General features: G+C 63.6%; 22 protein-coding genes. 14 read left to right on the forward strand and 8 right to left on the reverse strand.

The genetic code is table 11. The features are described from left to right. Positions 1 to 208: 208 nt before the first annotated feature. Complete coding sequence (gene acnA / locus D3227_RS12910) at positions 209 to 2899, forward strand: aconitate hydratase AcnA (RefSeq protein WP_120014483.1); 2691 nt, start codon at positions 209 to 211, stop codon at positions 2897 to 2899. A 67-nt stretch (positions 2900 to 2966) separates the two neighbouring features. Here the strand turns inward: acnA and D3227_RS12915 are convergent, their stop codons facing one another. After that, on the reverse strand, positions 2967 to 3656 hold the full coding sequence (locus D3227_RS12915; protein WP_120014484.1) for a ceramidase domain-containing protein: 690 nt from the start codon (positions 3654 to 3656) through the stop codon (positions 2967 to 2969). A 185-nt stretch (positions 3657 to 3841) separates the two neighbouring features. On the opposite strand from D3227_RS12915, the gene D3227_RS12920 reads away from it, so the two are divergent. Together D3227_RS12920 and D3227_RS12925 are read left to right on the forward strand one after the other, a co-directional pair. Continuing rightward, complete coding sequence (locus D3227_RS12920; RefSeq protein WP_120014485.1) at positions 3842 to 4591, forward strand: DUF1223 domain-containing protein; 750 nt, start codon at positions 3842 to 3844, stop codon at positions 4589 to 4591. Between the two features lie 669 nt (positions 4592 to 5260). Beyond that, positions 5261 to 5650 (forward strand): DUF2794 domain-containing protein, encoded by a 390-nt coding sequence (locus D3227_RS12925; RefSeq protein ID WP_120014486.1) that lies wholly within the window; start codon positions 5261 to 5263, stop codon positions 5648 to 5650. Here the strand turns inward: D3227_RS12925 and D3227_RS12930 are convergent. The 4 genes from D3227_RS12930 to D3227_RS12945 form a co-directional block, all read right to left on the reverse strand. Then, complete coding sequence (locus tag D3227_RS12930) at positions 5647 to 6222, reverse strand: GNAT family N-acetyltransferase (protein WP_120014487.1); 576 nt, start codon at positions 6220 to 6222, stop codon at positions 5647 to 5649. The genes D3227_RS12925 and D3227_RS12930 overlap by 4 nt on opposite strands. Positions 6223 to 6383: 161 nt before the next feature. Beyond that, positions 6384 to 7157, reverse strand: coding sequence for a Bax inhibitor-1/YccA family protein (locus D3227_RS12935; RefSeq protein ID WP_120014488.1), 774 nt, complete (start codon positions 7155 to 7157; stop codon positions 6384 to 6386). Positions 7158 to 7391: 234 nt separating this feature from the next. Beyond that, positions 7392 to 9941 carry an ABC transporter permease gene (locus D3227_RS12940; RefSeq protein WP_120014489.1) on the reverse strand — a complete coding sequence of 850 codons (2550 nt, stop codon included), beginning with the start codon at positions 9939 to 9941 and terminating at the stop codon, positions 7392 to 7394. Then, complete coding sequence (locus D3227_RS12945) at positions 9941 to 10639, reverse strand: ABC transporter ATP-binding protein (protein WP_120014490.1); 699 nt, start codon at positions 10637 to 10639, stop codon at positions 9941 to 9943. The genes D3227_RS12940 and D3227_RS12945 overlap by 1 nt, the downstream gene beginning before the upstream one ends. Before the next feature lie 84 nt (positions 10640 to 10723). Here D3227_RS12945 and D3227_RS12950 point away from each other — a divergent pair, with 84 nt between their 5' ends. Beyond that, the gene (locus D3227_RS12950; RefSeq protein ID WP_120014491.1) at positions 10724 to 11368 is read left to right on the forward strand and encodes an arylesterase; all 645 of its coding nucleotides are present in this window, start codon (positions 10724 to 10726) and stop codon (positions 11366 to 11368) included. 117 nt (positions 11369 to 11485) lie between these two features. Further along, positions 11486 to 12082 (forward strand): RNA 2',3'-cyclic phosphodiesterase, encoded by a 597-nt coding sequence (gene thpR / locus D3227_RS12955; RefSeq protein ID WP_120014492.1) that lies wholly within the window; start codon positions 11486 to 11488, stop codon positions 12080 to 12082. Here the strand turns inward: thpR and D3227_RS12960 are convergent. Next, positions 11986 to 12504, reverse strand: a complete 519-nt coding sequence (locus tag D3227_RS12960; protein WP_120014493.1) for a low molecular weight protein-tyrosine-phosphatase — start codon at positions 12502 to 12504, stop codon at positions 11986 to 11988. The two genes, thpR and D3227_RS12960, sit on opposite strands and share 97 nt — an antisense overlap. 52 nt (positions 12505 to 12556) lie before the next feature. Between D3227_RS12960 and D3227_RS12965 the strand changes: the two genes are divergently transcribed. The 5 genes from D3227_RS12965 (at position 12557) to D3227_RS12985 (ending at position 16168) form a co-directional block, all read left to right on the forward strand. After that, positions 12557 to 12853, forward strand: a complete 297-nt coding sequence (locus tag D3227_RS12965) for a 4a-hydroxytetrahydrobiopterin dehydratase (protein WP_120014494.1) — start codon at positions 12557 to 12559, stop codon at positions 12851 to 12853. 140 nt (positions 12854 to 12993) lie between these two features. Next, positions 12994 to 13356: a YkvA family protein gene (locus tag D3227_RS12970; protein ID WP_120014495.1), complete on the forward strand. Its 363-nt coding sequence runs from the start codon at positions 12994 to 12996 to the stop codon at positions 13354 to 13356. A 251-nt stretch (positions 13357 to 13607) separates the two neighbouring features. Beyond that, positions 13608 to 14111 carry an invasion associated locus B family protein gene (locus D3227_RS12975; protein WP_120014496.1) on the forward strand — a complete coding sequence of 168 codons (504 nt, stop codon included), beginning with the start codon at positions 13608 to 13610 and terminating at the stop codon, positions 14109 to 14111. A gap of 348 nt (positions 14112 to 14459) precedes the next feature. Continuing rightward, positions 14460 to 15692, forward strand: coding sequence for a dual-specificity RNA methyltransferase RlmN (rlmN, locus tag D3227_RS12980; protein ID WP_120014497.1), 1233 nt, complete (start codon positions 14460 to 14462; stop codon positions 15690 to 15692). Beyond that, positions 15689 to 16168: a hypothetical protein gene (locus D3227_RS12985; protein ID WP_120014498.1), complete on the forward strand. Its 480-nt coding sequence runs from the start codon at positions 15689 to 15691 to the stop codon at positions 16166 to 16168. The genes rlmN and D3227_RS12985 overlap by 4 nt, the downstream gene beginning before the upstream one ends. On the opposite strand, the gene D3227_RS12990 is transcribed toward D3227_RS12985, so the two are convergent. Further along, positions 16140 to 16781 (reverse strand): LysE family translocator, encoded by a 642-nt coding sequence (locus D3227_RS12990; RefSeq protein ID WP_120014499.1) that lies wholly within the window; start codon positions 16779 to 16781, stop codon positions 16140 to 16142. The two genes, D3227_RS12985 and D3227_RS12990, sit on opposite strands and share 29 nt — an antisense overlap. 166 nt (positions 16782 to 16947) lie before the next feature. Here D3227_RS12990 and D3227_RS12995 point away from each other — a divergent pair, with 166 nt between their 5' ends. Next, on the forward strand, positions 16948 to 18171 hold the full coding sequence (locus D3227_RS12995) for an argininosuccinate synthase (protein ID WP_120014500.1): 1224 nt from the start codon (positions 16948 to 16950) through the stop codon (positions 18169 to 18171). A gap of 77 nt (positions 18172 to 18248) precedes the next feature. On the opposite strand, the gene D3227_RS13000 is transcribed toward D3227_RS12995, so the two are convergent. Continuing rightward, the gene (locus D3227_RS13000) at positions 18249 to 19043 is read right to left on the reverse strand and encodes a lytic murein transglycosylase (RefSeq protein WP_120014569.1); all 795 of its coding nucleotides are present in this window, start codon (positions 19041 to 19043) and stop codon (positions 18249 to 18251) included. 145 nt (positions 19044 to 19188) lie between these two features. On the opposite strand from D3227_RS13000, the gene D3227_RS13005 reads away from it, so the two are divergent. The 3 genes from D3227_RS13005 (at position 19189) to D3227_RS13015 (ending at position 22280) form a co-directional block, all read left to right on the forward strand. After that, on the forward strand, positions 19189 to 20436 hold the full coding sequence (locus tag D3227_RS13005) for a flavin monoamine oxidase family protein (RefSeq protein WP_120014501.1): 1248 nt from the start codon (positions 19189 to 19191) through the stop codon (positions 20434 to 20436). A gap of 79 nt (positions 20437 to 20515) precedes the next feature. After that, positions 20516 to 21613, forward strand: a complete 1098-nt coding sequence (locus D3227_RS13010; RefSeq protein ID WP_120014502.1) for a zinc-binding metallopeptidase family protein — start codon at positions 20516 to 20518, stop codon at positions 21611 to 21613. Between the two features lie 64 nt (positions 21614 to 21677). Continuing rightward, entirely contained in the window at positions 21678 to 22280 is a 603-nt protein-coding gene (locus D3227_RS13015; protein WP_120014503.1) for a DUF1236 domain-containing protein, read from the forward strand. Positions 22281 to 22377: the final 97 nt, after the last annotated feature.

Below are 22377 nucleotides of genomic sequence, written 5' to 3' on the forward strand. Positions count from 1 at the left end.
TTCCAGGAAATTCTCTATATCCGGGTCATCCGTGCCAGCGGTCGGCACGGGAACAGAATTAGCGCCGAACCAGCGCACGCGCCGCCTTGAACGGCTCGGGTTGGCTGGGAACGGACAGCGGAAATGGCCGTACCCGCACCTTTGCGCGTGATTGCATGCCATCGGAGTCCGTTCCCTTTCAGGCTGAACAGACAAGGACGGATCGCACGTGTCAAAATCCCTCGACAGTTTCAATTGCCGCCGCACCCTGACCGCAGGCGGCGCGGACTATGTCTATTTCGACCTCATCGAGGCCGAAAAGAACGGCCTTACCGGCATCGCCCTGCTGCCCTATTCGATGAAGGTGCTGCTGGAGAACTTGCTTCGCAACGAGGACGGCCGCTCCGTCACCAAGGAAAGCATCCAGGCTGTCGCCGGCTGGTTGACCGACAAGGGCACCGCCGGCGTAGAGATCGCCTATCGCCCGGCCCGCGTGCTGATGCAGGATTTCACCGGCGTTCCGGCGGTGGTCGACCTTGCCGCGATGCGCGACGCCATGGCCTCGCTTGGTGGCGATCCGCAGAAGATCAACCCGCTGGTGCCGGTCGACCTCGTCATCGACCATTCGGTCATTGTCGACGAGTTCGGCACGCCGATGGCCTTTGCCCGCAATGTCGAGCTCGAATATGAGCGCAACGAGGAACGCTACAAGTTCTTGAAATGGGGCCAGCAGGCGTTCCGCAATTTCCGCGTCGTGCCGCCCGGCACCGGCATCTGCCACCAGGTCAATCTCGAATATCTTGGCCAGGTCGTCTGGACCAACGCCGAGAACGGCGAAACCACCGCCTATCCCGACACCTGCGTCGGCACCGATTCGCACACCACCATGATCAACGGTCTCGGCGTGCTCGGCTGGGGCGTCGGCGGCATCGAGGCAGAAGCGGCGATGCTCGGCCAGCCCGTCTCCATGCTTTTGCCTGAGGTCATCGGCTTCCGTCTCACCGGCAGACTGAAGGAAGGCGTCACCGCCACCGACCTCGTGCTCACCGTCACCCAGATGCTGCGCAAGAAGGGCGTCGTCGGCAAGTTCGTCGAGTTCTTCGGCCCCGGCCTGTCCAATATGACGCTGGCCGACCGCGCCACCATCGGCAACATGGCGCCGGAATATGGCGCCACCTGCGGCTTCTTCCCGGTCGACAGCGAAACCATCCGTTATCTCACCATGTCCGGCCGCGAGGAAAACCGCATCGCGCTGGTCGAGGCCTATTCCAAGGCGCAAGGCCTGTGGCGCGATAGCGGCTCGGCCGATCCGGTCTTCACCGACCTGCTCGAGCTCGACCTCGGCGAGGTCGTACCGTCAATGGCCGGCCCCAAGCGTCCGGAAGGCCGCGTCGCGCTCGAAGGCATTCCGGCCGGCTTCGCCAAGGCGATGGAGACCGAATACAAGAAGGCCGCCGAAATCTCCAAGCGCTATGCCGTCGAAGGCACTTCGCACGATCTCGGCCATGGCGACGTCGTCATCGCCGCCATCACCTCCTGCACCAACACCTCGAACCCGAGCGTGCTGATCGGCGCCGGTCTTCTGGCGCGCAACGCCAACCGGCTCGGCCTCAAGCAGAAGCCTTGGGTCAAGACCTCGCTGGCCCCCGGCAGCCAGGTGGTCGCCGAATATCTGGAAAAGTCCGGCCTGCAGAAGGAGCTCGACCAGATCGGCTTCAACCTTGTCGGCTTCGGCTGCACCACCTGCATCGGCAATTCCGGCCCGTTGCCGGCGCCGATCTCCAAGACCATCAACGACAAAGGCTTGATCGCTGCCGCGGTCCTGTCCGGCAACCGCAATTTCGAAGGCCGCGTCTCGCCCGATGTGCAGGCGAACTACCTGGCATCGCCGCCGCTGGTCGTTGCCCATGCGCTGGCCGGCACGGTGACCAAGGATCTGACCACCGAGCCGCTCGGCGAGGACAAGAACGGCGAGCCGGTCTATCTCAAGGACATCTGGCCGAGCTCGGCCGAGATCCAGGAGTTCATCGAAAAGAACGTCACGCGCGAGCTGTTCGCCCGCAAATATGCCGACGTCTTCAAGGGCGACGAGTACTGGCAGAAGGTCAAGGCGCCGGAAGGCCAGACCTATGCCTGGGACGACAATTCGACCTATGTGCAGAACCCGCCCTATTTCGCCGGCATGACGTCGGGCTTCGGCAAGATCGGCGACATCAAGGGCGCGCGCGTGCTTGGCCTGTTCGGCGACAAGATCACCACTGACCACATTTCGCCGGCAGGCTCCATCAAGGCGGCCTCGCCGGCGGGAAAATACCTGACCGACCATGGCGTCGGCGTTGCCGACTTCAACCAGTACGGCACGCGCCGCGGCAACCATGAGGTGATGATGCGCGGCACCTTCGCCAACATCCGCATCCGCAACCACATGCTGGGCGAGAACGGCCGCGAGGGCGGCTACACGATCCACTACCCGTCGAAGGAAGAGGCGTCGATCTACGACGCCGCGATGGAGTACAAGAAGGACGGCGTGCCGCTGGTCATCTTCGCCGGCGTCGAATACGGCAACGGTTCGTCGCGCGACTGGGCGGCCAAGGGAACGAACCTCCTTGGTGTCCGCGCGGTCATCGCCCAGTCCTTCGAGCGCATCCACCGCTCGAACCTTGTCGGCATGGGCGTCATCCCCTTCGTCTTCGAGGATGGCACGTCATGGGCCTCGCTCAACTTGAAGGGCGATGAGCTGGTCGAGATTGACGGCCTGGACGCCATCAAGCCGCGCCAGACGATGGTTGCCAAGGTCACCTATGGCGACGGCACGGTGAAGAACGTGCCGATCATCTGCCGCATCGATACGTTGGACGAACTCGACTATTTCAAGAACGGCGGCATCTTGCAGTACGTGCTGCGCGATCTCGCGGCATAGGAAGGGAATAAGGCAGTAGGCGGTAGGGAATAGAGCCCCCTACTGCCTACTGCCTACTGCCTACTGCCTACTGCCTACTGCCGTTACTGCCTACTGCACTCGGCGCGCCAAAGCGCGCCGTCGCGGCCAGAAGCACGCCGAGCATCAGGCCGTTCAGGATGTGCCAAAGGAAATGCGTGCCGAGCGGGAAGCTGCCGCAGACCAGCGGATCGGCCATCCGGCAGATAACCGAGACGACGAAGATCGCCAAGGCCGCCAGATTGTAGCGGCCGGCGCCGCTGCCGCTTAACGCTGTCCATGCGCCGAGGAAGGCTAGCGCCAGGAAGGGCGCCAGATAGCCGGTCGTGCCGTTAGACGCCTGCCGCAGCCAGTCCGGCACCGCCCATGTCAGCAGCCCGGCGACGGCGTAGAAGGCGACGAAGATGGCGATCGCCTTGCCCCATCTGATGCCGAGGAAGCGACGCAGCGTGAACAGCGTGTAAGCGAGCGTGAAACCGACGATCGGCAGCACGTCGGCCCAGATCGTGGCTCGGATGGCGAAGGTATGGAACAGCATCGAACCGATGCCGATCGCCACCACCCACCAGGCCAGCACTTCGGCGAAAGTGCCGGTGCCGTGCCGGCGCACCTCACGCACACCCCACAGACCGGCGGCGAGAAACGCAAGATTTGTCAAAGCATTGACCGGTTCGGCCCAAAGTTCCGGGCCTGTCCGTTCACAATAAAGATCGACCGGCGTCAGGAGAGTTTGCCACATGCTGATGCCGCCGCCTCCTATCGAACCGGGCCGCAAAGTGCAGACGCCTCTCCTATTGCGGGCTTGCCTTCGGTTGCAACCTTAAAAATTTCACCGCAACGTGACTTCCCGTTGACTGTCGCTTCTGCCACATATTTTAGCAATCACAACAAGGCCGGCGTCACCGGCGGGAAATTGGAACGGCCATGGCATTTCAAGGACCATTGCGGCTTGCGGCCCTGGCGCTGGCCCTGTCGGCGTTTGCCGGCAACGGGCTTGCGGAAGAGTCGGACAAGCCGCTCGGCGTGGTCGAGCTTTTCACCAGCCAGGGCTGCAACTCCTGTCCGCCGGCCGACGCGTTCTTCGCCGAACTCGCCGCCAAGGAAAACATCATCGCGCTCGCCTATCATGTCGACTACTGGGACTATCTCGGTTGGCAGGACACGCTGAGCCGCAAGGAGAACACCGAGCGGCAATATGACTATATGCGCGCCTTCGGCAGCCGTTCGGTCTACACGCCGCAAGCCGTCATCAACGGCCGCAGCCATGTCAATGGCGCCAGCCGCAAGGAAGTCGACGGCACGCTTGCCCGCCTGCAGAAGACCGGCGAAGGCATGCGGGTCGCCATCAAGGTCAGCCGCACCAGCGACCGCGTCATGATCGACACCGGCGACGCCGGCAGTGGCCCCACCGATGCCCATGTCGTCATCGTCTATTTCAATGCGCCTCAGACGATCGATATCGCCAAGGGCGAAAACGGCGGTCGCAGCATGACCTACTGGAACGCCGTCTCCGGCATCCAGACCGCCGGCATGTGGCACGGCAAGGCGCAACGCTACGAATTGCCGATGACCGAGATCTCCAAGAAAGGCGGCTGCGCGGTGCTGCTGCAGTCGGTCGGCAAGGACGGTACGCCCGGACCGATCCTGGGCGCGGCCTTCATCCGCAAGCCGTAACCGGCTGCAGAACCGGTCCTGGCTTCGTCATCCTGGGGCGAAGCAGGAGCGAAGCTCGGTCGCGGAGACCCCAGGATCCATGCCGTGACACCTGGCACGAAAGCGGTCCAGGATCGAGCGCTCGTCCTCTCAGGCTGATCCGCTTGAACAGGTGCAATCCCCGGGCAGTCCATCGGACGACTATTCTGACAGGCGGCGCCCTTCGGCAGCGTCCACGGCATGGATCCCAGGGTCTGCGCTTCGCTTCGCCCTGGGATGACAAAGGTATGGCAGTGCCATGATCCAACCAGCCAATAAAAAACCGGCGTCAGCTTGCTTCTGACGCCGGTCATTTAGGTTTTGGGATCGTCGCACCCGATTCTTCCGAGGGAAAAACCGAGGTTGGTTCGATCCGACGCAGACCCGTGGGCGGGGGGCTTGGGGTTTACGAGCCGGTGCCGGACCGAACCGTCTCAGGCAACGCCGGTAAACTCGTCGGACATTGGGGCATGAGCGCGGATAAAATAAGGCAGGAATGTGGCGAAGCATCACCAATTCCAACAGGCGTTTGACAAATGTGACTGGACGTGACGGAAACGGCTTGGCTCCGGCTTGCTTAGCCGGGGCCTTGCAATTCGGCAGCGAACACGCCAACTTCTGCAAGCAAAGATTCATTCGAAGGATCGAGGCATGACCGATCGGGGCGGCAGTGGGACGGAGGATGGGGACGCATCCGCAATATTGATCCCGCTGCATGAGGCAAGACGCGAACGCCTCGACCAGCCGGTGCGCTTCGACCGGCGCGAACTGGACCAGATCCTGAAGCTTTACGGGCGCATGGTCGCCGCCAATGAATGGCGCGACTACGCCATCGACCATCTCTCCGACCGCGCCGTCTTCTCCGTCTTCCGCCGCGCCAGCGAGGTGCCGCTGTTCCAGATCGTCAAGGATCCGAAGCTGGCGCGACGGCAGGGCGCGTTCGCCGTCATCGCCGCCGGCGGCCGCATCCTCAAGCGCAGCCAGGAACTCGGCCGCGTGCTCGGCGTCTTCGACAGCAAGCTGAGGGTGGTCGAAGCTTAACTATTTGATTTTTGCCGGAATTTCCGCTCCGGCAGCGAGGCCGGATCGGGCGGGAGCTGCGCTCCGCCATTCATCGACAGCTGCATGAACACCGTATCCAGCCAGCGTCCGTGCTTGTAGCCGGAGCCTTCCAGGCGGCCCGAATGGCGAAAGCTGAGCTTCTCATGCAGCCGTACCGAGGCGCTGTCGGCATGACCGTCGCCGATGACCGCGATGATCTGGCGAAACCCGGCAACGCGCGCCGCCTCGATCAGCGCTTCCATCAAGAGCCGCCCGACGCCCTGGCCCTTGGCCTCCGGAGCGACATAGACGGAATCCTCGACGACGAAGCGATAGGCCGGGCGCGGCCGGAACGGGCCGGCATAGGCATAGCCGAGCACGGCGCCGTTCCTTTCCGCCACCAGATAGGGAAAGCCGGCCGCCATCAGCGTGTCGAATCGGCTGCCCATTTCGGCGCGACCGGGTGGCTCCAGCTCGTAGCTCGCGGTGCCATGGGTCACCGCATCGGCGTAGATTTCCGTGATTCTGTCGAGGTCGGCCGAATTGGCGGCCCGTATCGTGATGCTGCTCATAATTTATGCAAATCGTTCATGTGCCTTCCTTTAAGCAAAGGCCGACACAAAAGAAAAGGGCGGCCGTTGGGCCGCCCTACCGAACTCGCTGGTCCAGTCAGACCATGATCCCGAAAAGTGGAAACCGGTTTTCGGAAAAGATCATGGTCCAAACGAATGCATTAGCGACGGTCACCCATGAACTGCAGCAGGAACATGAACAGGTTGATGAAATCGAGATAGAGCGTCAGCGCGCCCATAATAGCCTTGCGGCCGGCGACATCGGCGGCGTCGCCCTCGAAATACATCTCCTTGATCTTCTGCGTGTCATAGGCGGTGAGGCCCGAAAAGATCAGCACGCCGATCGCCGAAACGGCGAAAGACAGAGCCGACGACTGCAGGAAGATGTTGATTACCATCGCGATGATCAGGCCGAACAGGCCCATGATCAGGAACGAGCCTATCGCGGTCAGGTCGCGCTTGGTCGTGTAGCCATAGAGCGACAGCGCGCCGAAGGCCGCGGCCGTGGCGAAGAAGGTCTGCGATATGCTGGCCGTCGTGTAGACCAGGAAGATCGACGACAGCGACAGGCCGACGAGGCCGGCATAGACCCAGAACGTCGTCTGCGCGGCCGACACGCTCATCGACTGGACGCGGAACGACAGGAACAACACCGCGGCCAGCGGGGCCAGCATGACGACCCAGCGCAGCGGCGACCCGAAGATCGCGTAGCCGAAGGAGGTCAACATCTCGCCGCTCGGCAGCGTTGCAACCGCCGAGGCCGGATCGGTGGTGGTGGCCAGCATGATCGTGCCGACAGCGGCGAGGCCTGTGATGAGCAGTCCAAGCCCCATCAGATTGTAGACCTTGATCATATACGCGCGCAGGCCCTGATCGATATCGACGGCGGCGCCGGCTACGGCGCGCGTCTGGTAGTTGCGAATGGGATCAGCCATTGGAATCCTCTTTTGCTTCTGCCCCGTCGGTCCGGTGTCGGGCTCAACCGAGCCCAGGCGCCGCTGGCGGGGCTCCAGCATGCCTGCGGCGGAATATGATGGTTCTTGGCGACAAGAACAAGACCGTAACCGAGCGTAATGCTTCGTGAAGCAGCCGAATCGCGCATTATCAGCCGTCCCAACCGCAACATTAACGAGATTTAATCGAAAGTGGGCCGTTTCGGGCTCTGCTGATCAGAGATTTCGCAGCACCGGCGCCGCCTTGTGCCCCAGCACCCGCCAGGTTCCGGCAAGGCCGATGCCGACCGTGATGACCAACGCAAAGCCTATGGTTGCCATCGCGACTTCCGGCATGAAATGCGACGGCAGGGTCATGATGCGCGCAACGACGAACCACGCCGCGACGCCGCCTGCCGCCAGCGCGAAGACCGCGGTGGCAAGGCCGATCAGCATATATTCCAGCGAGAATGCCGTGATCAGCGTTCTCCTCGTAGCACCCAGCGTCTTCAGCACCACAGCGTCGTGGATGCGTGCCCGGTTGCCGGCGGCGAGCGCGCCGGCCAGCACCAGCACGGAAGCGATCAACGCCACGCCGGCCGCGGCCCGGATCGCCGTGCCGAGCTGGCCGACCAGCCGGTTGACGATGTCTAGCGCGTCCTTGACCCTCACCGTCGTTACCGCCGGGAACGCGCGGGTGACCGCATTGAGCAGGCGGGCGTCGTCCGCCGCCGATGCATTCTTCTCGGTCAGCGTCGCCAGCCAGCCATGCGGCGCACCTGCAAACGTGTTGGGCGAAAACACCATGACGAAATTGATGCCCATGGTTTCCCACTCTACCTGACGGAAATTGGCGATCTTTGCCGTCACGTTGCGCCCCAGCACATTGACTGTGATGGTGTCGCCGAGCTTCAGCCCGATCTCCTTGCCTTCCTCGGCCGAGAACGACACCAGCGGCTCGCCGGCATAGTCTTGCGGCCACCATGAACCTTCCGTCAGCGTCGCATTCGCAGGCTGGCGGTCGTCATAGGTCAGCCCGCGATCGCCGCGCAGCACCCAGGCGCCTTCCGCCGGCACCTTCACTTTTTCGACATCGACGCCGTTCAGCGCCATCACCCGTCCGCGCAGCATCGGCACCTTGACCAGCGTCCCTTGAGGCGCCTGACTGCCGACCAGCGCCGAGAAGGCATCGACGTCGCTGCTCTGGATGTCGACGAAGAAGAAGTTCGGCGCCCTTTCCGGCAGGCTGCCGGAGATCTGCCGCCTAAGATTGCCGTCGATCAGGGCCAGCGTCACCAGCAGCGTCAGCCCGAGGCCGAGCGACAGCACCACCGAGGGGGTGAGCGCCCCCGGCCTATGGATATTGCCGATGGCAAGCCTGAGCGCTACCGAGCCGACCCTCGGGCTCTTTTTGGCGGCCCACTGCACCAGCCCACCGACCAGGCGCAGCACCAGGAAGGCAAAAATCGTGGCGCCGACGAAGATCGTGGCGATGCGGCGGTCACCGGAAAACAGGATGGCCAAGGCCGCCAAAGCGAGCGCGATGCCGATCGCTGCTGCGACATAGGGCAGGCGCGGAAAGCCGCGGCTCTCGAATCCCATCTCGCGAAACAATGCCGTCGCCGGCACGTCGCGGGCGCGGCCGAGCGGCAACAGCGCGAAAGCCAACGTCACCAGCAGGCCGAACAGCGCCGCCATGGCAAGCGCGCCGGGATAGAAGCCGCCCTCCGCCGGCACCGGGATCACCGACCGAAGGGCTGCACTTGCCGCGAACGGCATCAGCGCGCCGAGAATGAGGCCAAGCGCGATGCCGAGACCGGCGATCAGCAGGATCTGCACCAGGTAGACGGCAAAGACGAAACCACCCGAGGCGCCCAGGCTCTTGAAAGTGGCGATGACGCCGCGCTTGCCGTCGAGATAGGCGCGCACCGCGTTCGCCACGCCGACGCCGCCGACCACCAGCGCCGTCAGCCCGACCAGCGTCAGGAACTGCGAGAAGCGCTCGATGTTGGAGGAGAGTGCGGGTGCGGCGTTGGAGCGGGTGCGGATCGACCAGCCGGACTGCGGAAAGTCTGCTGCGGCCTGGTCCTGGATCGCCTTGATATCAGCCTCGCTGGCGCCGGCGGGCAGGCGGATCTTGTAGGCGTGCTCGACCAGGCTGCCCGGCTGGATCAGGCCGGATGCCGTGAGCCCTTCGGTCGACACCAGCAGCCGCGGCGCGAAACCGAATCCGTCTGACACCGCATCCGGCTCGCTGGTGAGCCTGGCGCGCAGTTCGAATGTGGCGCTGCCGAGCTTCAGCCGGTCGCCGACCTTGAGGTTCAACCGGTCGAACAGCAGGTCGGGTGCCGCGGCGCCGAAAACGCCGGATTTCTCGCCGAACAGGTCCTGCCTCGATAGCTGCGGCTCAGTCTCCAACGCGCCATAGAGCGGATAGGCGTCGTCAACCGCCTTGGCCTCGACCAGCGACTGGTCGGAGCCGTCCTCGAGCCGCGCCATCGAGCGCATGCTGGCGCTGCGCGAAACGGCGCCGAGCCGATCGACGAAACCAAGTTCGGCCGGCGTCGCGTCGCGCTGGTTGAGCTGGAAGCGCAGATCGCCGCCAAGCAGCGTCTGGCCCTGATCGGCAACGCCGGCGGTGATTGCCTGCGCCACCGAATTGACACCGCCGATTGCCGCGACGCCGAGCGCGATGCAGGCAAGGAAGATCAGGAAGCCGGACAGCCCGCCGCGCATTTCGCGCAGCGAGAAGCGGACGGCGAGCTTCAGCGTCTGCGACAGCGGCATCAGGCCGTCACCTTCAGCGGCCTCAGTGTGTCCTCGATCCGTCCCGAGCGCATCGAGACTTGGCGCGAGCAGCGTGCCGCCAGCGCCGGATCATGCGTGACCAGCACCAGCGTCATGCCGCGCTCGGCCGCCTTGGCGAACAAAAGGTCGGCGACCTGCCGGCCCGTCGCCTGGTCGAGATTGCCGGTCGGCTCGTCGGCGACAAGGATGCGCGGCGAAGGCGCCAGCGCCCGCGCTATCGCCACGCGCTGCTGCTCGCCGCCGGACAATTCACCAGGATAGTGGGTGACGCGGTCGCTGAGGCCCACAGCGGCGAGTTCCCGCGCCGCCACCCCGAACGGATCGGCATGGCCGGCGAGTTCGAGCGGCACCGCGACATTTTCGAGCGCCGTCATGTTGGGGATGAGATGGAAGGACTGAAAGACGATGCCAATGTTTCGTCCACGAAACGATGCGATCTGGTCCTCGCTTTTGCCGTTGAGCAGCTCGCCGGCGATTCGGACCGTACCCGAATCGACCCTTTCCAACCCTGCCAGAACCATCAGCAGCGTCGACTTTCCGGATCCTGAAGGGCCGACGATGCCGGTCGCCTCGCCGGCGGCGACATCGAGGCTAACGCCCTTCAGCACATGGACCGAGGACGCGCCTTCACCGAGCGTCAGCGATACGTCTTTCAGCACGATGACGGCTTCTGTCACAATGAAAGCGTCCTATATGGGATGGTATAGGGGACGAAGTTTGCCTTCGCCAAAAAACTGTTTCGCTCATATGGGGCTTGCCGCATGGCTTTCAAACACACTCTTGCCGCAGCCCTCGTTCTTTTGGCTGCGATCAGCGGTGCGATTTCGTCGGCGCGTGCCGAGACCTTCACCATCGTCGGTTTCGGCGACAGCCTGATGGCGGGCTTCGGCCTTGGCCCCGGCGAAGGTTTTACCGACAGGCTGCAGGCTGCACTTCGCGCCAAGGGCCATGACGTGGCCGTCGCCAATGCCGGCGTTTCCGGCGATACGACAAGCGGCGGCCTGGCGCGGCTCGACTGGTCGGTGCCCGACGGCACGCAGCTGGTCATCCTCGAGCTCGGCGCCAACGACATGCTGCGCGGTGTCTCGCCCGGCATTACCGAAAAGAACCTGGATGAGATGCTGGCCAAGCTCAAACAGCGCAAGATCGCCGTGCTTCTGGCCGGCATGCGCGCCGCCCCCAATCTCGGCGCCGACTACCAGAATGCCTTCGACGCGATCTATCCGAAGCTGGCGGCGAAATACGGCGTGCCTCTCTATCCGTTCTTTCTCGACGGCGTCGCCGGCCAGGCCGGACTGCGGCTGGAGGACGGCCTGCATCCCAACGCCAAGGGTGTCGAAAAGATGGTCGAGCGCATCCTGCCGACGGCCGAAAAGGCCATTGCGTGGGCGGGCGGTGCGTCGTGAGGCTGGAAAGTCACGGTTGCCGCTGGGGAAACCTCGGAGCCAACAAACCGCTTGCCCCGTTTGAATATCGATGATTCGCTAGGGGCGTGAGTTCGATTCGAGGACAGGAGGCTTTCCATGCCACGTCTTTTCACCGCCCTCGAAATTCCGCGTGATGCCGCCCTTTCGCTGTCCCTGCTCAGGGGCGGCCTGCCAGGGGCCCGTTGGATCGACGTCGAAAACTACCATCTGACGCTGCGCTTCATCGGCGATGTCGAGGGCCATGTCGCCGACGAGATCGCCAACGCGCTCGACCGGGTCCACCGCCCCTCCTTCCCGATAGCCTTGTCCGGCGTCGGTGCCTTCGGCCAGAAAAAGCCGCATGCAGCGTGGGCCGGCGTTTCCGCCTCGCCGGATCTTACCGCCCTGCAAGCCGAAATCGACCGCATCTGCCAGCGGCTCGGCCTGCCGGCGGACCCACGCAAGTTCATGCCGCACGTGACGCTGGCGCGCTTACGCAATTCGAGCCCGCTCGACGTCGCCCAGTATCTTTCAGCGCGCGGCAATTTTTCGACGCTGCCCTTCCGCGTTGGCCGCTTCGTGCTGATGTCGTCGCGCGATTCGGTCGGCGGCGGCCCCTATATCGTCGAGGAAGCCTGGCCGCTGTCGGGCGCCGACACGCGCACTTCCAGCCGCGTCGCCAGCGCCTCCGACGCCTCGCGGATCATGCGGTAGACGGACGCAAACGCTTCCGGCCCGTCATAGTAAGGATCCGGCACATCGCGACCGCTTCCGCTCGCAAACTCCAGGTAAAGGTGAATGCGGTCGTTCGCGGCGGCAGGCGCCAGCGCCCTGAGATCGCGGACATTCTGCCGGTCCATGCCGAGGATCAGGTCGAACCGGGCAAAATCCTCCAGCCTAACCTTGCGCGCCATCTGTCCGGAAATGTCGATGCCGTGGCGGGCGGCGATCGCGATCGAACGCGGGTCGGGGGCGGAGCCCACTTCCCAGCCGCTGGTCGCGGCTGAATCGAGCACCATATCCAGGTCCCCTGCTCGCTCGCTCCAAACGGCGCGAAAAACGCCCTCGGCCAGTGGCGAGCGGCAGATGTTGCCAAGGCAGACGAACAGAATGGATTTTATGGGCTTTGCGCTCATCGATCCGGCGCTATGCTGAGGGTCATTTTTCGAGATAGCACAGGACGAGAAGATGACGAGAGAAAAACTAGGCAAGGACGCCATCGTGGCGGCCCTGGCCGAACTGGGCGGCTGGTCGCTGGCCGCAGATGGTGCCTCCATCAGGCGCGCTTTCACCTTCAAGAACTTCTCCGAGGCCTTCGCCTTCATGACCCGCGTCGCTTTGGCGGCGGAGAAGATGGATCATCATCCGGACTGGTCGAACGTCTACAAGACCGTCGACGTCACGCTGAACACGCACGATGCCGGCGGCGTCACTGCGCTCGATATCGAGCTGGCGAAGAAGATGAACCGCTATTTCGGCACCTGAACGCCATTGTGTTGTGGTACCCGCGGCAGGGCCGGAATGCCAAATCGGCGCCGGCATCTTGCAGCAGGGTTCGGCTTTCACCACATTTTTACTCGCAGCCGCGCGTTGAATGATACGCAGCCGCCTGCAAGGAGAGATTGATGGCGCAAGATTCCGGTTTTGATTTCTTCGGCTTTGGCGACAAGCTGGCCGGCGAGGGCGAAGTGCGCGAGAAATTCTGGCGCACCGCCAAGAAGGCCGCCCGGCACATCCCGTTCATGGAGGACGTGGTGGCAGCGTATTACTGCGCCATGGACAAGAACACGCCAATGCGCGCCAAGGGCATCCTGGTGGCGGCGCTCGGCTACTTCGTGCTGCCGGTGGACTTCATCCCCGATTTCGTCTTGGGCCTCGGCTTCACCGACGATATCGCCGTGCTGACGGCCGCAATCACCGCCGTCAGCGCACACATCACCCCGGCGCACCGGCAGGCCGCGAAGCAGGTGATTGCCGACAAGAGCTGAGCCGGCACAGCACACGCAGGGGTGGTTTGAAAAGACAAACTCTTGCCGCTTTCGTGGCCTCCAAGTCGAGACAGGGACGTCGCGCTGCTGCTTTTCGAGCAGCAGTGCGGTGATGGCGGCGGTTTCCTGGGGTGTGGATCCTTTTCTTGAGGAAAATTCACCGTTTGGTAACCCAGATTAAATCAAAATGAAGCGACGGGCAGGACGCCAGACCGGCCTGCCGCCGCACCAGTTGGAATACGGGAAAAACGATGCGCGGATTGATTGTTACAGTTTCCAGCCTGGTCCTGGTGGCCCTGGCCGCGCCGGCGCTGGCGCAGTCGGCGACCAAGATCGGCCAGCACAATGCCTGGGGCACCTACAGCTACCAGGCATCCGGCGGCAAGGTCTGCTACGTGCTCACCGTGCCGACCGACAAGCAGCCGCCGACGCTCGACCATGGCGACATGTTCTTCTTCGTCAGCCAGCGCCCGGGACAGCAAGTGTCCTACGAGCCGCAATTTATCGCCGGCTACAATTTCCAGGAAGGCTCCAAGGCCACCGTCACGATCGACACGAAGTCGTTCTCGATGTTCACCCGCGGCAAGTCGGCCTGGGTCGAGAACGCCGCCGAGGAGCCTGTGCTGATCGCCGCCATGAAGACCGGCACCGACATGAAGGTGTCGGCCAAGTCCGGCCGCGGCAACACCACGACCTATGTCTTCTCGCTGAAGGGCATTTCGGCCGCGCTGGCCTCGATCGCCAAGTGCAAATAGGCGCGGCTCCCCTTCTCCCCCTGTGGGGTCCGAAGAGCGGGGCGAGACCCGTGGCTCGCCCCGGGGTGGTGGCCGAGCGAAGCTCGGTCGGATGAGGGGTGTTCCAGCTTGGCGGAACGCTCCGCCAGGACGCTGACTGACTGACAGCGGCGATACCCAGCCGGCAAACGCCTCATTTCTTCCAACACCCCTCATCCGTCTCGGCGCTGCGCGCCGATCCACCTTCCCCCACAGGGGGGAAGGAAAGCCAACCCCCGCATGACTCCGCCCTGAACCTGTGCTATGCGCCGCGCTTCATTTCGGGCACGATGCTGAAATCGGCCGCAAACCGCTTATATTGGCGCAACCATGACCCTTTCGTTCGATCTTACCGCCGAAGGCGCGCGTGACGCGTTGCGCGCCGGCGCCGTGCCCGAAAAACCGTCGCTGATCGGCCTGACGCGGGCCGAGCTCGGCGAGGCCCTCGTTGCGTCTGGCATCGTGCCGGAGCGGCAGGCGAAGATGCGCGCCCAGCAGCTCTGGCACTGGATGTATGTGCGCGGCGTCTCCGACTTTTCCGGCATGTTCAACATCTCCAAGGATCTGCGCGCCGAGCTGGACAAGCACTTCACAGTGGCCCGGCCCCAAATCGTCGAGGAGCAGATTTCCGCCGACGGCACCCGCAAATGGCTGTTCCGCTTCCCGCCGCGCGGCGCCGGCCGGCCGGTCGAGATCGAAACCGTCTATATCCCCGAAGAGGGCCGCGGCACGCTCTGCATCTCCTCGCAGGTCGGCTGCACGCTGACCTGCTCCTTCTGCCACACCGGCACGCAGAAGCTGGTGCGCAATCTGACTGCCGAGGAAATCCTCGCCCAGTTGCTCACCGCACGCGACCGACTCGGCGATTTCCCTGACCGCGACACGCCCGACGGCGCCATCGTGCCGGCCGAGGGCAGAAAAGTGTCCAACATCGTCATGATGGGCATGGGCGAGCCGCTCTACAATTTCGAGGCGGTGAAGAAGGCGCTGCTGATCGCCTCCGACGGCGACGGGCTTTCCCTGTCGAAAAGACGCATCACGCTCTCGACATCCGGCGTCGTGCCCGAAATCTTCCGCACCGGCGAGGAGATCGGCGTCATGCTGGCGATCTCGCTGCATGCCACCAATGACGATCTGCGCGACTTGCTTGTGCCGATCAACAAGAAGTACCCGCTGAAGGAACTGATCGCCGCCTGCCGCGCCTATCCGGGCCTCTCCAACGCCAAGCGCATCACCTTCGAATATGTGATGCTGAAGGACGTCAACGATTCCATCGACGACGCCAAGGGGCTGATCAAGCTGCTCAAGGGCATCCCGGCCAAGATCAATCTGATCCCGTTCAACCCGTGGCCGGGCACCAACTATCAGTGCTCCGACTGGGAGACGATCGAGAAATTCGCCGACTACATCAACAATGCCGGCTATGCCTCGCCGATCCGCACCCCGCGCGGCCGGGATATCCTGGCCGCCTGCGGCCAGCTCAAGTCGGACTCGGAACGCATGCGCAAGGTAGACCGGCTGGCGCTGGAAGCCATGATGATCGCGGGGCACGGCGAGGCTTGAATCGTCTCTTTGCGTACCTCATCCGCTTCGCCGTCATCCTGTTCGGCTATGCCGTCGCCGCGCTGGCCGCGAGCGCCTTCCTCAACATCCTGTTCCTGGCCACTCTCGGCTATGCGCCAGACCATGCCCACCCGACGGCGACGGCCTCGCTCTATTTTTCTATTCCGTTCGTGGCGCTGTTCGTCGCCTATTTCGGCTTCATGCCGGCAGCGATCGTCATCCTGATCTCCGAGATCCTGGGGCGGCGCGACTGGCTGTTCTACGCGCTTGCCGGCGGCGTGGTTGCCGCGGTTTTCCTCGGCTTCGTCCATCAGAATGCCGATGCCAATTTCGACGTCACCGAGCCACGTGCCATCGCTGCCGTTATCGGCTGCGGCATGGTGGGCGGCATCTTCTACTGGTTCGCTGCCGGCCGCTGGGCCGGAAGCTGGTGGAAGAGCGATGCGCCTACTTCGCCTGGGCCGTCAGGATCTTGAGCGCGAAGGCCGAGAACACCCCGGCAAACAGATAGTCGACCACCCGCGTGACGCGCGGGCTGGCCTTCATCGCCGTCGAGAATTTTTCCGCCGCAAACACCATCGGCGCTGTCACCGGGATCGACAGCACGATGAACACCACACCAAGGAAGAACAGTTTGCCCGGTGCGTTCGGATCGTGCGCCGAGACGAACTGCGGCAAAAACGTCATGAAGAACAGGATGATCTTCGGGTTGAGCAGATTGACGCCGAGCCCCGCCGCCCAGCTGCGGAACAGCGAGATTTGTGGGCCGCTCTTCTTCTCCGGCGAAAACGCCGAGCCCTTGGCGAGCGCCTGCCAGGCCAGGAACACCAGATAGCCGGCGCCAAAAATCTTGAGCACGAAGAAAGCCATTGGCGAGGCGACGATCAGCGCCGAGATGCCAACCACCACCAGCGTGGTGTGGACCAGCGTGCCGCACAGCGCACCCGCCATTGAGGCAAAGCCGGTGGCGCGACCCTGGCTCAGTGTCCGCGAAACGAACAGCGTCATGTCGGGTCCCGGGGTGATCGCCAGGATGACGGTGGCGATGGCAAACTGGATCAGCGTCGTGGTGTCGGGAATGAAGGACATGGCCGGTCTCAAGGCAGCAAAAGACGGCGCAGCCATAACGCATGCGCCCTGTCCTTGCCAGCTTCTGGCCGATGCAGCATCTGGTCCAGGCACCGTTCATCTCTTGCGCAGGCCGGAAACGCCGTGATACCTCGCCCGCCGAGAACTCCTGTCGCGGAACCGCCAAATGTCAAAAGCAAAAAACGTCAAGAAAGTCGTGCTCGCCTATTCCGGCGGCCTCGATACCTCCATCATCCTGAAATGGCTGCAGACCGAGCTCGGCGCCGAAGTCGTCACCTTCACCGCCGACCTCGGCCAGGGTGGCGAGCTGGAGCCGGCGCGCCGCAAGGCCGAGATGATGGGCATCAAGGACATTCGCGTCGTCGATGTGCGTGAGGAATTCGTCGCCGACTTCGTCTTCCCGATGTTCCGCGCCAATGCCGTCTATGAAGGCACCTATCTGCTCGGCACCTCGATCGCCCGGCCGCTGATCTCCAAGCATCTGGTCGAGATCGCCAAAGAGACCGGCGCCGATGCGATTGCGCACGGCGCCACCGGCAAGGGCAACGACCAGGTCCGTTTCGAGCTGTCGGCCTATGCGCTGAACCCCGACATCAAGGTCATCGCGCCGTGGCGCGACTGGTCGTTCAAGTCGCGCACCGACCTGATCAACTTCGCCGAGCAGCACCAGATCCCGGTGCCGAAGGACAAGAAGGGCGACGCACCGTTCTCGGTCGACGCCAACCTCCTGCACTCTTCTTCCGAGGGCAAGGTGCTGGAAGACCCGTGGAGCGAGCCGCCGGAATTCGTCCACCAGCGCACCGTCTCGCCGATGGATGCGCCGGATAAGGTCACCGAAATCGAGATCGAATTCCTCAAGGGCGATCCGATTGCGCTGAACGGCAAGAAGCTGTCGCCGGCGACCATGCTGGCCGCCCTCAATGATCTCGGCCGCGACAACGGCATCGGCCGGCTCGACCTGGTCGAGAACCGTTTCGTCGGCATGAAATCGCGCGGCGTCTACGAGACCCCCGGTGGCACTATCCTGATCGCGGCGCATCGCGCCATCGAGTCGATCACGCTCGACCGCGGTGCCGCCCACCTCAAGGACGAGTTCATGCCGCGCTATGCCGAGCTGATCTACAACGGCTTCTGGTTCGCGCCCGAGCGGCTGATGCTGCAGGCGATGATCGACAAGAGCCAGGAAGACGTCGAAGGCACGGTGCGGCTGAAGCTTTACAAGGGCAATGTCATGGTCACCGGCCGCAAGTCGAAGAAGACGCTCTATTCCGACGCGCTGGTCACCTTCGAGGACGACCGCGGCGCCTACGACCAGAAGGACGCCGCCGGCTTCATCCGCCTCAACGCGCTGAGGCTGCGCACACTTGCCGCGCGCAACCGCAAGGGCTGATATTCAAACCCGCCAAGCGCAAAAAACCCGGCGTTTCGCCGGGTTTTTCATGGCCTTCTGTCGAATAGAGATGTCTATCAATCGCCATCGATCGCCGTGGCGATACGGGCGATAGCCTGTTGGTAGACGCTCGCGGAATTCCAGCCGGCAATGGCGCCCATATTCGCGCTCGCGCTCGCACCCGCCTGCCAGCCATGAGCCTTGAGGAAGTTGGCGGTGGAAGCCAGCGCAGTGGCCTTGTCGCGCAGATTTCCGTTGCCGACGCCATACTGCAAGACATTTCCGGGCAGGAACTGCGTATGGCCAATCTCGCCATGCGCAGCGCCGACCGACGAGGCGCTCAACGCGCCGCGATCGACCAGCTTCAGGGCTGCAATGGCATGCGGATAAAAGAACCCCGGGCGGCGGCAATCATAGGCAAGCGTTAAAATGGCAGAGACCGTATTCTGCTTGCCCAAGGAGGAACCGAAGCCGGTCTCCATGCCCCAGATGGCGAGCAACACACCCGGCGACACGCCGTAGGTCGCTTCGATCTTGTTAAACAGCGCCGCGTTCGACTTCTTCAGCGAACGGCCCTTGGAAATGATCGCGGCCCCACCGCGACGCTTCATGAACTCTTCGACAGAGCCACTGAAAGCCTTATGGATGGCGCGGTCGACGCTGATCGTCTTTGTTGCGTAGGTGGCACCGGCCAGAGCGGCCAGACCCTTCGAGCCGACACCGTTGGCCTGGGCCTCCCCGACAAATTCCTGCTTCCAGGCCTCGAAGCCAGCGCCGTTCTTGCCGCAGCTGGCCGCCTGCGCGCCCGTCGCCAGCGCAAGCACCGCCACCAGCGCGGCCGCAAAGATTCTTCCCTTGGCAAAAAATGCCATGCTTTTCTCCTGATTGCCTGAGTCACGACCCGGTTGCGAATTTGCCAGTGAAACGCGCAATTGTCACCGTCCCCCGCGCCGCACTGGCCAATGCCGCGCAATTTGCCTACGATCAAGTACTTATTGTGACGGGGGTCTTGCATTCATGGATGACGTTGACGTCGTGATCATCGGCGCCGGCTCCGCTGGGCTCGCCGCGGCCAAGACCATTCGCGCCGCCGGCCTTTCCTTCAAGCTGCTGGAAGCGATGGGCCGCGTCGGCGGTCGCGCCTGGACCAGCGACCAGCATTTCGGCGTCCCGTTCGACATCGGCTGCGCCTGGCTGCATGCCGCCGACCGCAATCCCTATTTTCCCGAGGCCGAGGCAGCCGGCTGGACGCTTCACCATCACGACATGAATGTCGATCATCTCTATTACCGCCAGCGCAAGGCAAGCGAGGTCGAAGAGGCCGAGATGAAGGCGGCCGATGCGCGGCTGTTCGAACTGCTGGCCGCGCACCAGGTGGAAGAGGGCGACGACGACCGCCTTTCGGCGCTGCTCGCCAAGGGACATGCGCCGCGCGCCGCCGCCACCTTCGCCGGGCCGATGGATTTTGGTGCCGACGAGGACGAAATATCGATCCGCGATTTCCAGGCCGCCGCCGATCTCGATCCCAATTATTTCAGCAAGGAAGGGTTTGGCGCCCTGGTGACGCATTTCGGGGCAGACGTGCCGGTGGAACTGTCGACGCCGGTGCGAAAAATCCTTTGGGACGTGCCGGGCGTCGCCTGCGTCACCGATCGCGGCACCATCCGCGCCAGGGCGGTCATCGTTACAGCCTCGCCTGCGGTGCTCGCCTTCGAGGAGATCGAATTCTCGCCGGCGCTTCCCGATACGCATTTTGGCGCCTTCTTCGATCTGCCGATGGGCATGCTGACCAAGCTGCCGGTCGAGATCCGTGGCACCAGGCTCGGGCTGCAGCCCTTCGATGATCTCTTGATCGAGCGGCTGGCCAGGCACGACATCTATTTCCTGTGCTTTCCCTTCGATCTCGACCTGATGGTCGGTTTCGTCGGCGGCGACTTCGCCTGGGAGATGTCGGCTGCCGGTGAGGCAGCCGGCATCGACTTCGTCGTCGACCGGCTGTGCAACATCTTCGGTGCGGACACGCGCAAGCATGTCGCACGCGCCATGATGACCAATTGGGGCGGCGAGCGCTTCGTGCGCGGCGCCTATGCGGCGGCCCGCCCGGGCCGTTCGGAAGCGCGCGCGACGCTGATGCAGCCGGTGGCGGAAAAGATCTTCTTCGCCGGCGAGCACCTCGCCGGTCCGCTCATCCAGACCTGCGGCGGCGCGCGCCTGTCGGGAGAGAGCGTGGCACGGCAGGTCGCCGCCTTGCTTGCGATTGGATAGCGGCGGCTGGGGCGGCGGCTCGCGTTTGGGCGGCCGGCGATCCCGCCCTATATGCTGGCTCTGATGATTTGAGAGCACAATGAAGCTGTTCGACTGCCCGCATTGCGGCCACCGCCTCTATTTCGAGAACGCCCAGTGCCTGAGCTGCGCCAGCCTCGTCCTCTATGATCCCGAGCAGGCAAGCTTTACCTTGTCTGGTATCGACGGCGTCTTCCAATGCACAAATGCCGATGAATGCGCCTGCAACTGGCGGGCGGAGCCGGGCCAGGCCTTCTGCCGCGCCTGCGCGCTGAACCAGCTGATCCCGGACCTCTCGGTCGACGGCAACCGCCGGCGCTGGATCCGCGTCGAGGCGGCCAAGAAGCGCGCCATCTATTCGCTGCTCGCCTTCGGCCTGCCGACCGCACCAAAGCACAACCCCGGCGACGAGGCCGGCCTTGCCTTCGACTTCCTTGCCGATCCGATCGGCGGCGGCCCCGGCGGCGAGCGCATCCTGACCGGCCACGACAACGGCCTGATCACGCTGAACGTCGCCGAGGCGGATTTGGCCGAACGCGAGAGGCGGCGCGTCGAAATGGGCGAGAATTACCGCACGCTGCTCGGCCATTTCCGCCACGAGCTCGGCCACTATTACTGGGACCGTCTGATCCGTGACGACCCGCAAAGGCTTGCAGCCTTCCGGGCATTGTTCGGCGACGACCGCCCGGACTATGAACAGGCGCTGCAGACCTACTATGCCACGGGTGCTGCGCCCGACTGGCAGCAGGGCCACATCTCGGCCTATGCGACGTCGCACCCCTGGGAAGACTGGGCCGAGACCTTCGCGCACTATCTGCACATCACCGACACGCTGGAGATGGTGCATGCGCTGAATTTTCCGCTTGGCCGGCTGGAGACGGTTGACGCCGAGGCCCTGCCGCGCGGCGATACCGGCGGCGAACTGCAGGCAGCGCCGTCCGAGCCCGCCACCGTGCCCGAGCCCTTCGACAAGATCCTCGCCCGATGGCTGGTCCTGTCGGAGGCGTCCAACTCGATCAACCGTTGCATGGGTCTGCCTGATCTCTACCCCTTCGTCATTTCCGACGTGACGGCGCGGAAACTGGACTTCGTCCACGCGCTTTTGACCGGGTTGCCGAAAGAAAAGGGAACAATTCGTGAGCCGGCAGGGGCATTTTAGCCGGAACGCATAAGGCCTTGTTTCGTTTCCGTTCGCGAGGGAGTTCGAAGAACGGAGAGAAATCATGAAAGCCATACTGTTTCCGGCCATCGCCGGGGCGCTCGTCGCCATGTCGGGCGCGGCCCTGGCCGAAACCGCCGTTTCGGCTGTCACCGATCTCAATGTGCGGGCCGGTCCCGGCCCGCAATATCCCGTGATCGGCGTGCTGGCCGCCGGCCAGTCGGCAACACTCCAAGGCTGCATTGCAAACAGCAAATGGTGCACGATCGCCGAGGCCAATGGCCAGGGCTGGGTCTATTCGGATTATGTAACGGCCGATTTCGGCGGCAATCAGGTGGTGCTGACGCGCCGGCCGGTTGACGCCGATATCGCGGTTGTGACGCCGCCGAGTGACGATATCTATACGGATACCTATACCAGCGCCATTGTCGCGGCCGAACCGATCGACCCGATCGCAAGGCCGCCGGCCGAAGTCGGCACCTACGTCACGACGCACCGGCTCGAACCTGTGTATCTCGACGGCGAGGTGGTGACGGGCGCGACCTTGCCCGACACGGTCGAGCTGCGCGAAATCCCTGACTACGACTACCGCTACGTCTATGTGAACAACCAGCCGGCGCTGGTCGACCCCGGCACGCGGCGCATCGTCTACGTCATGCGTGACTAGAACAATTCCAGGTCAGGAATTGCGTAAAACGGTTCAGCGATTGTAACGATTGCTGAACCGCCCCAAGGGTCAGTGAAACGCCGCCAACAGGCGGTCC

Origin of the sequence: Mesorhizobium waimense (assembly GCF_003601975.1) — a bacterium.
Classification (GTDB): Bacteria; Pseudomonadota; Alphaproteobacteria; order Rhizobiales; family Rhizobiaceae; genus Mesorhizobium; species Mesorhizobium waimense.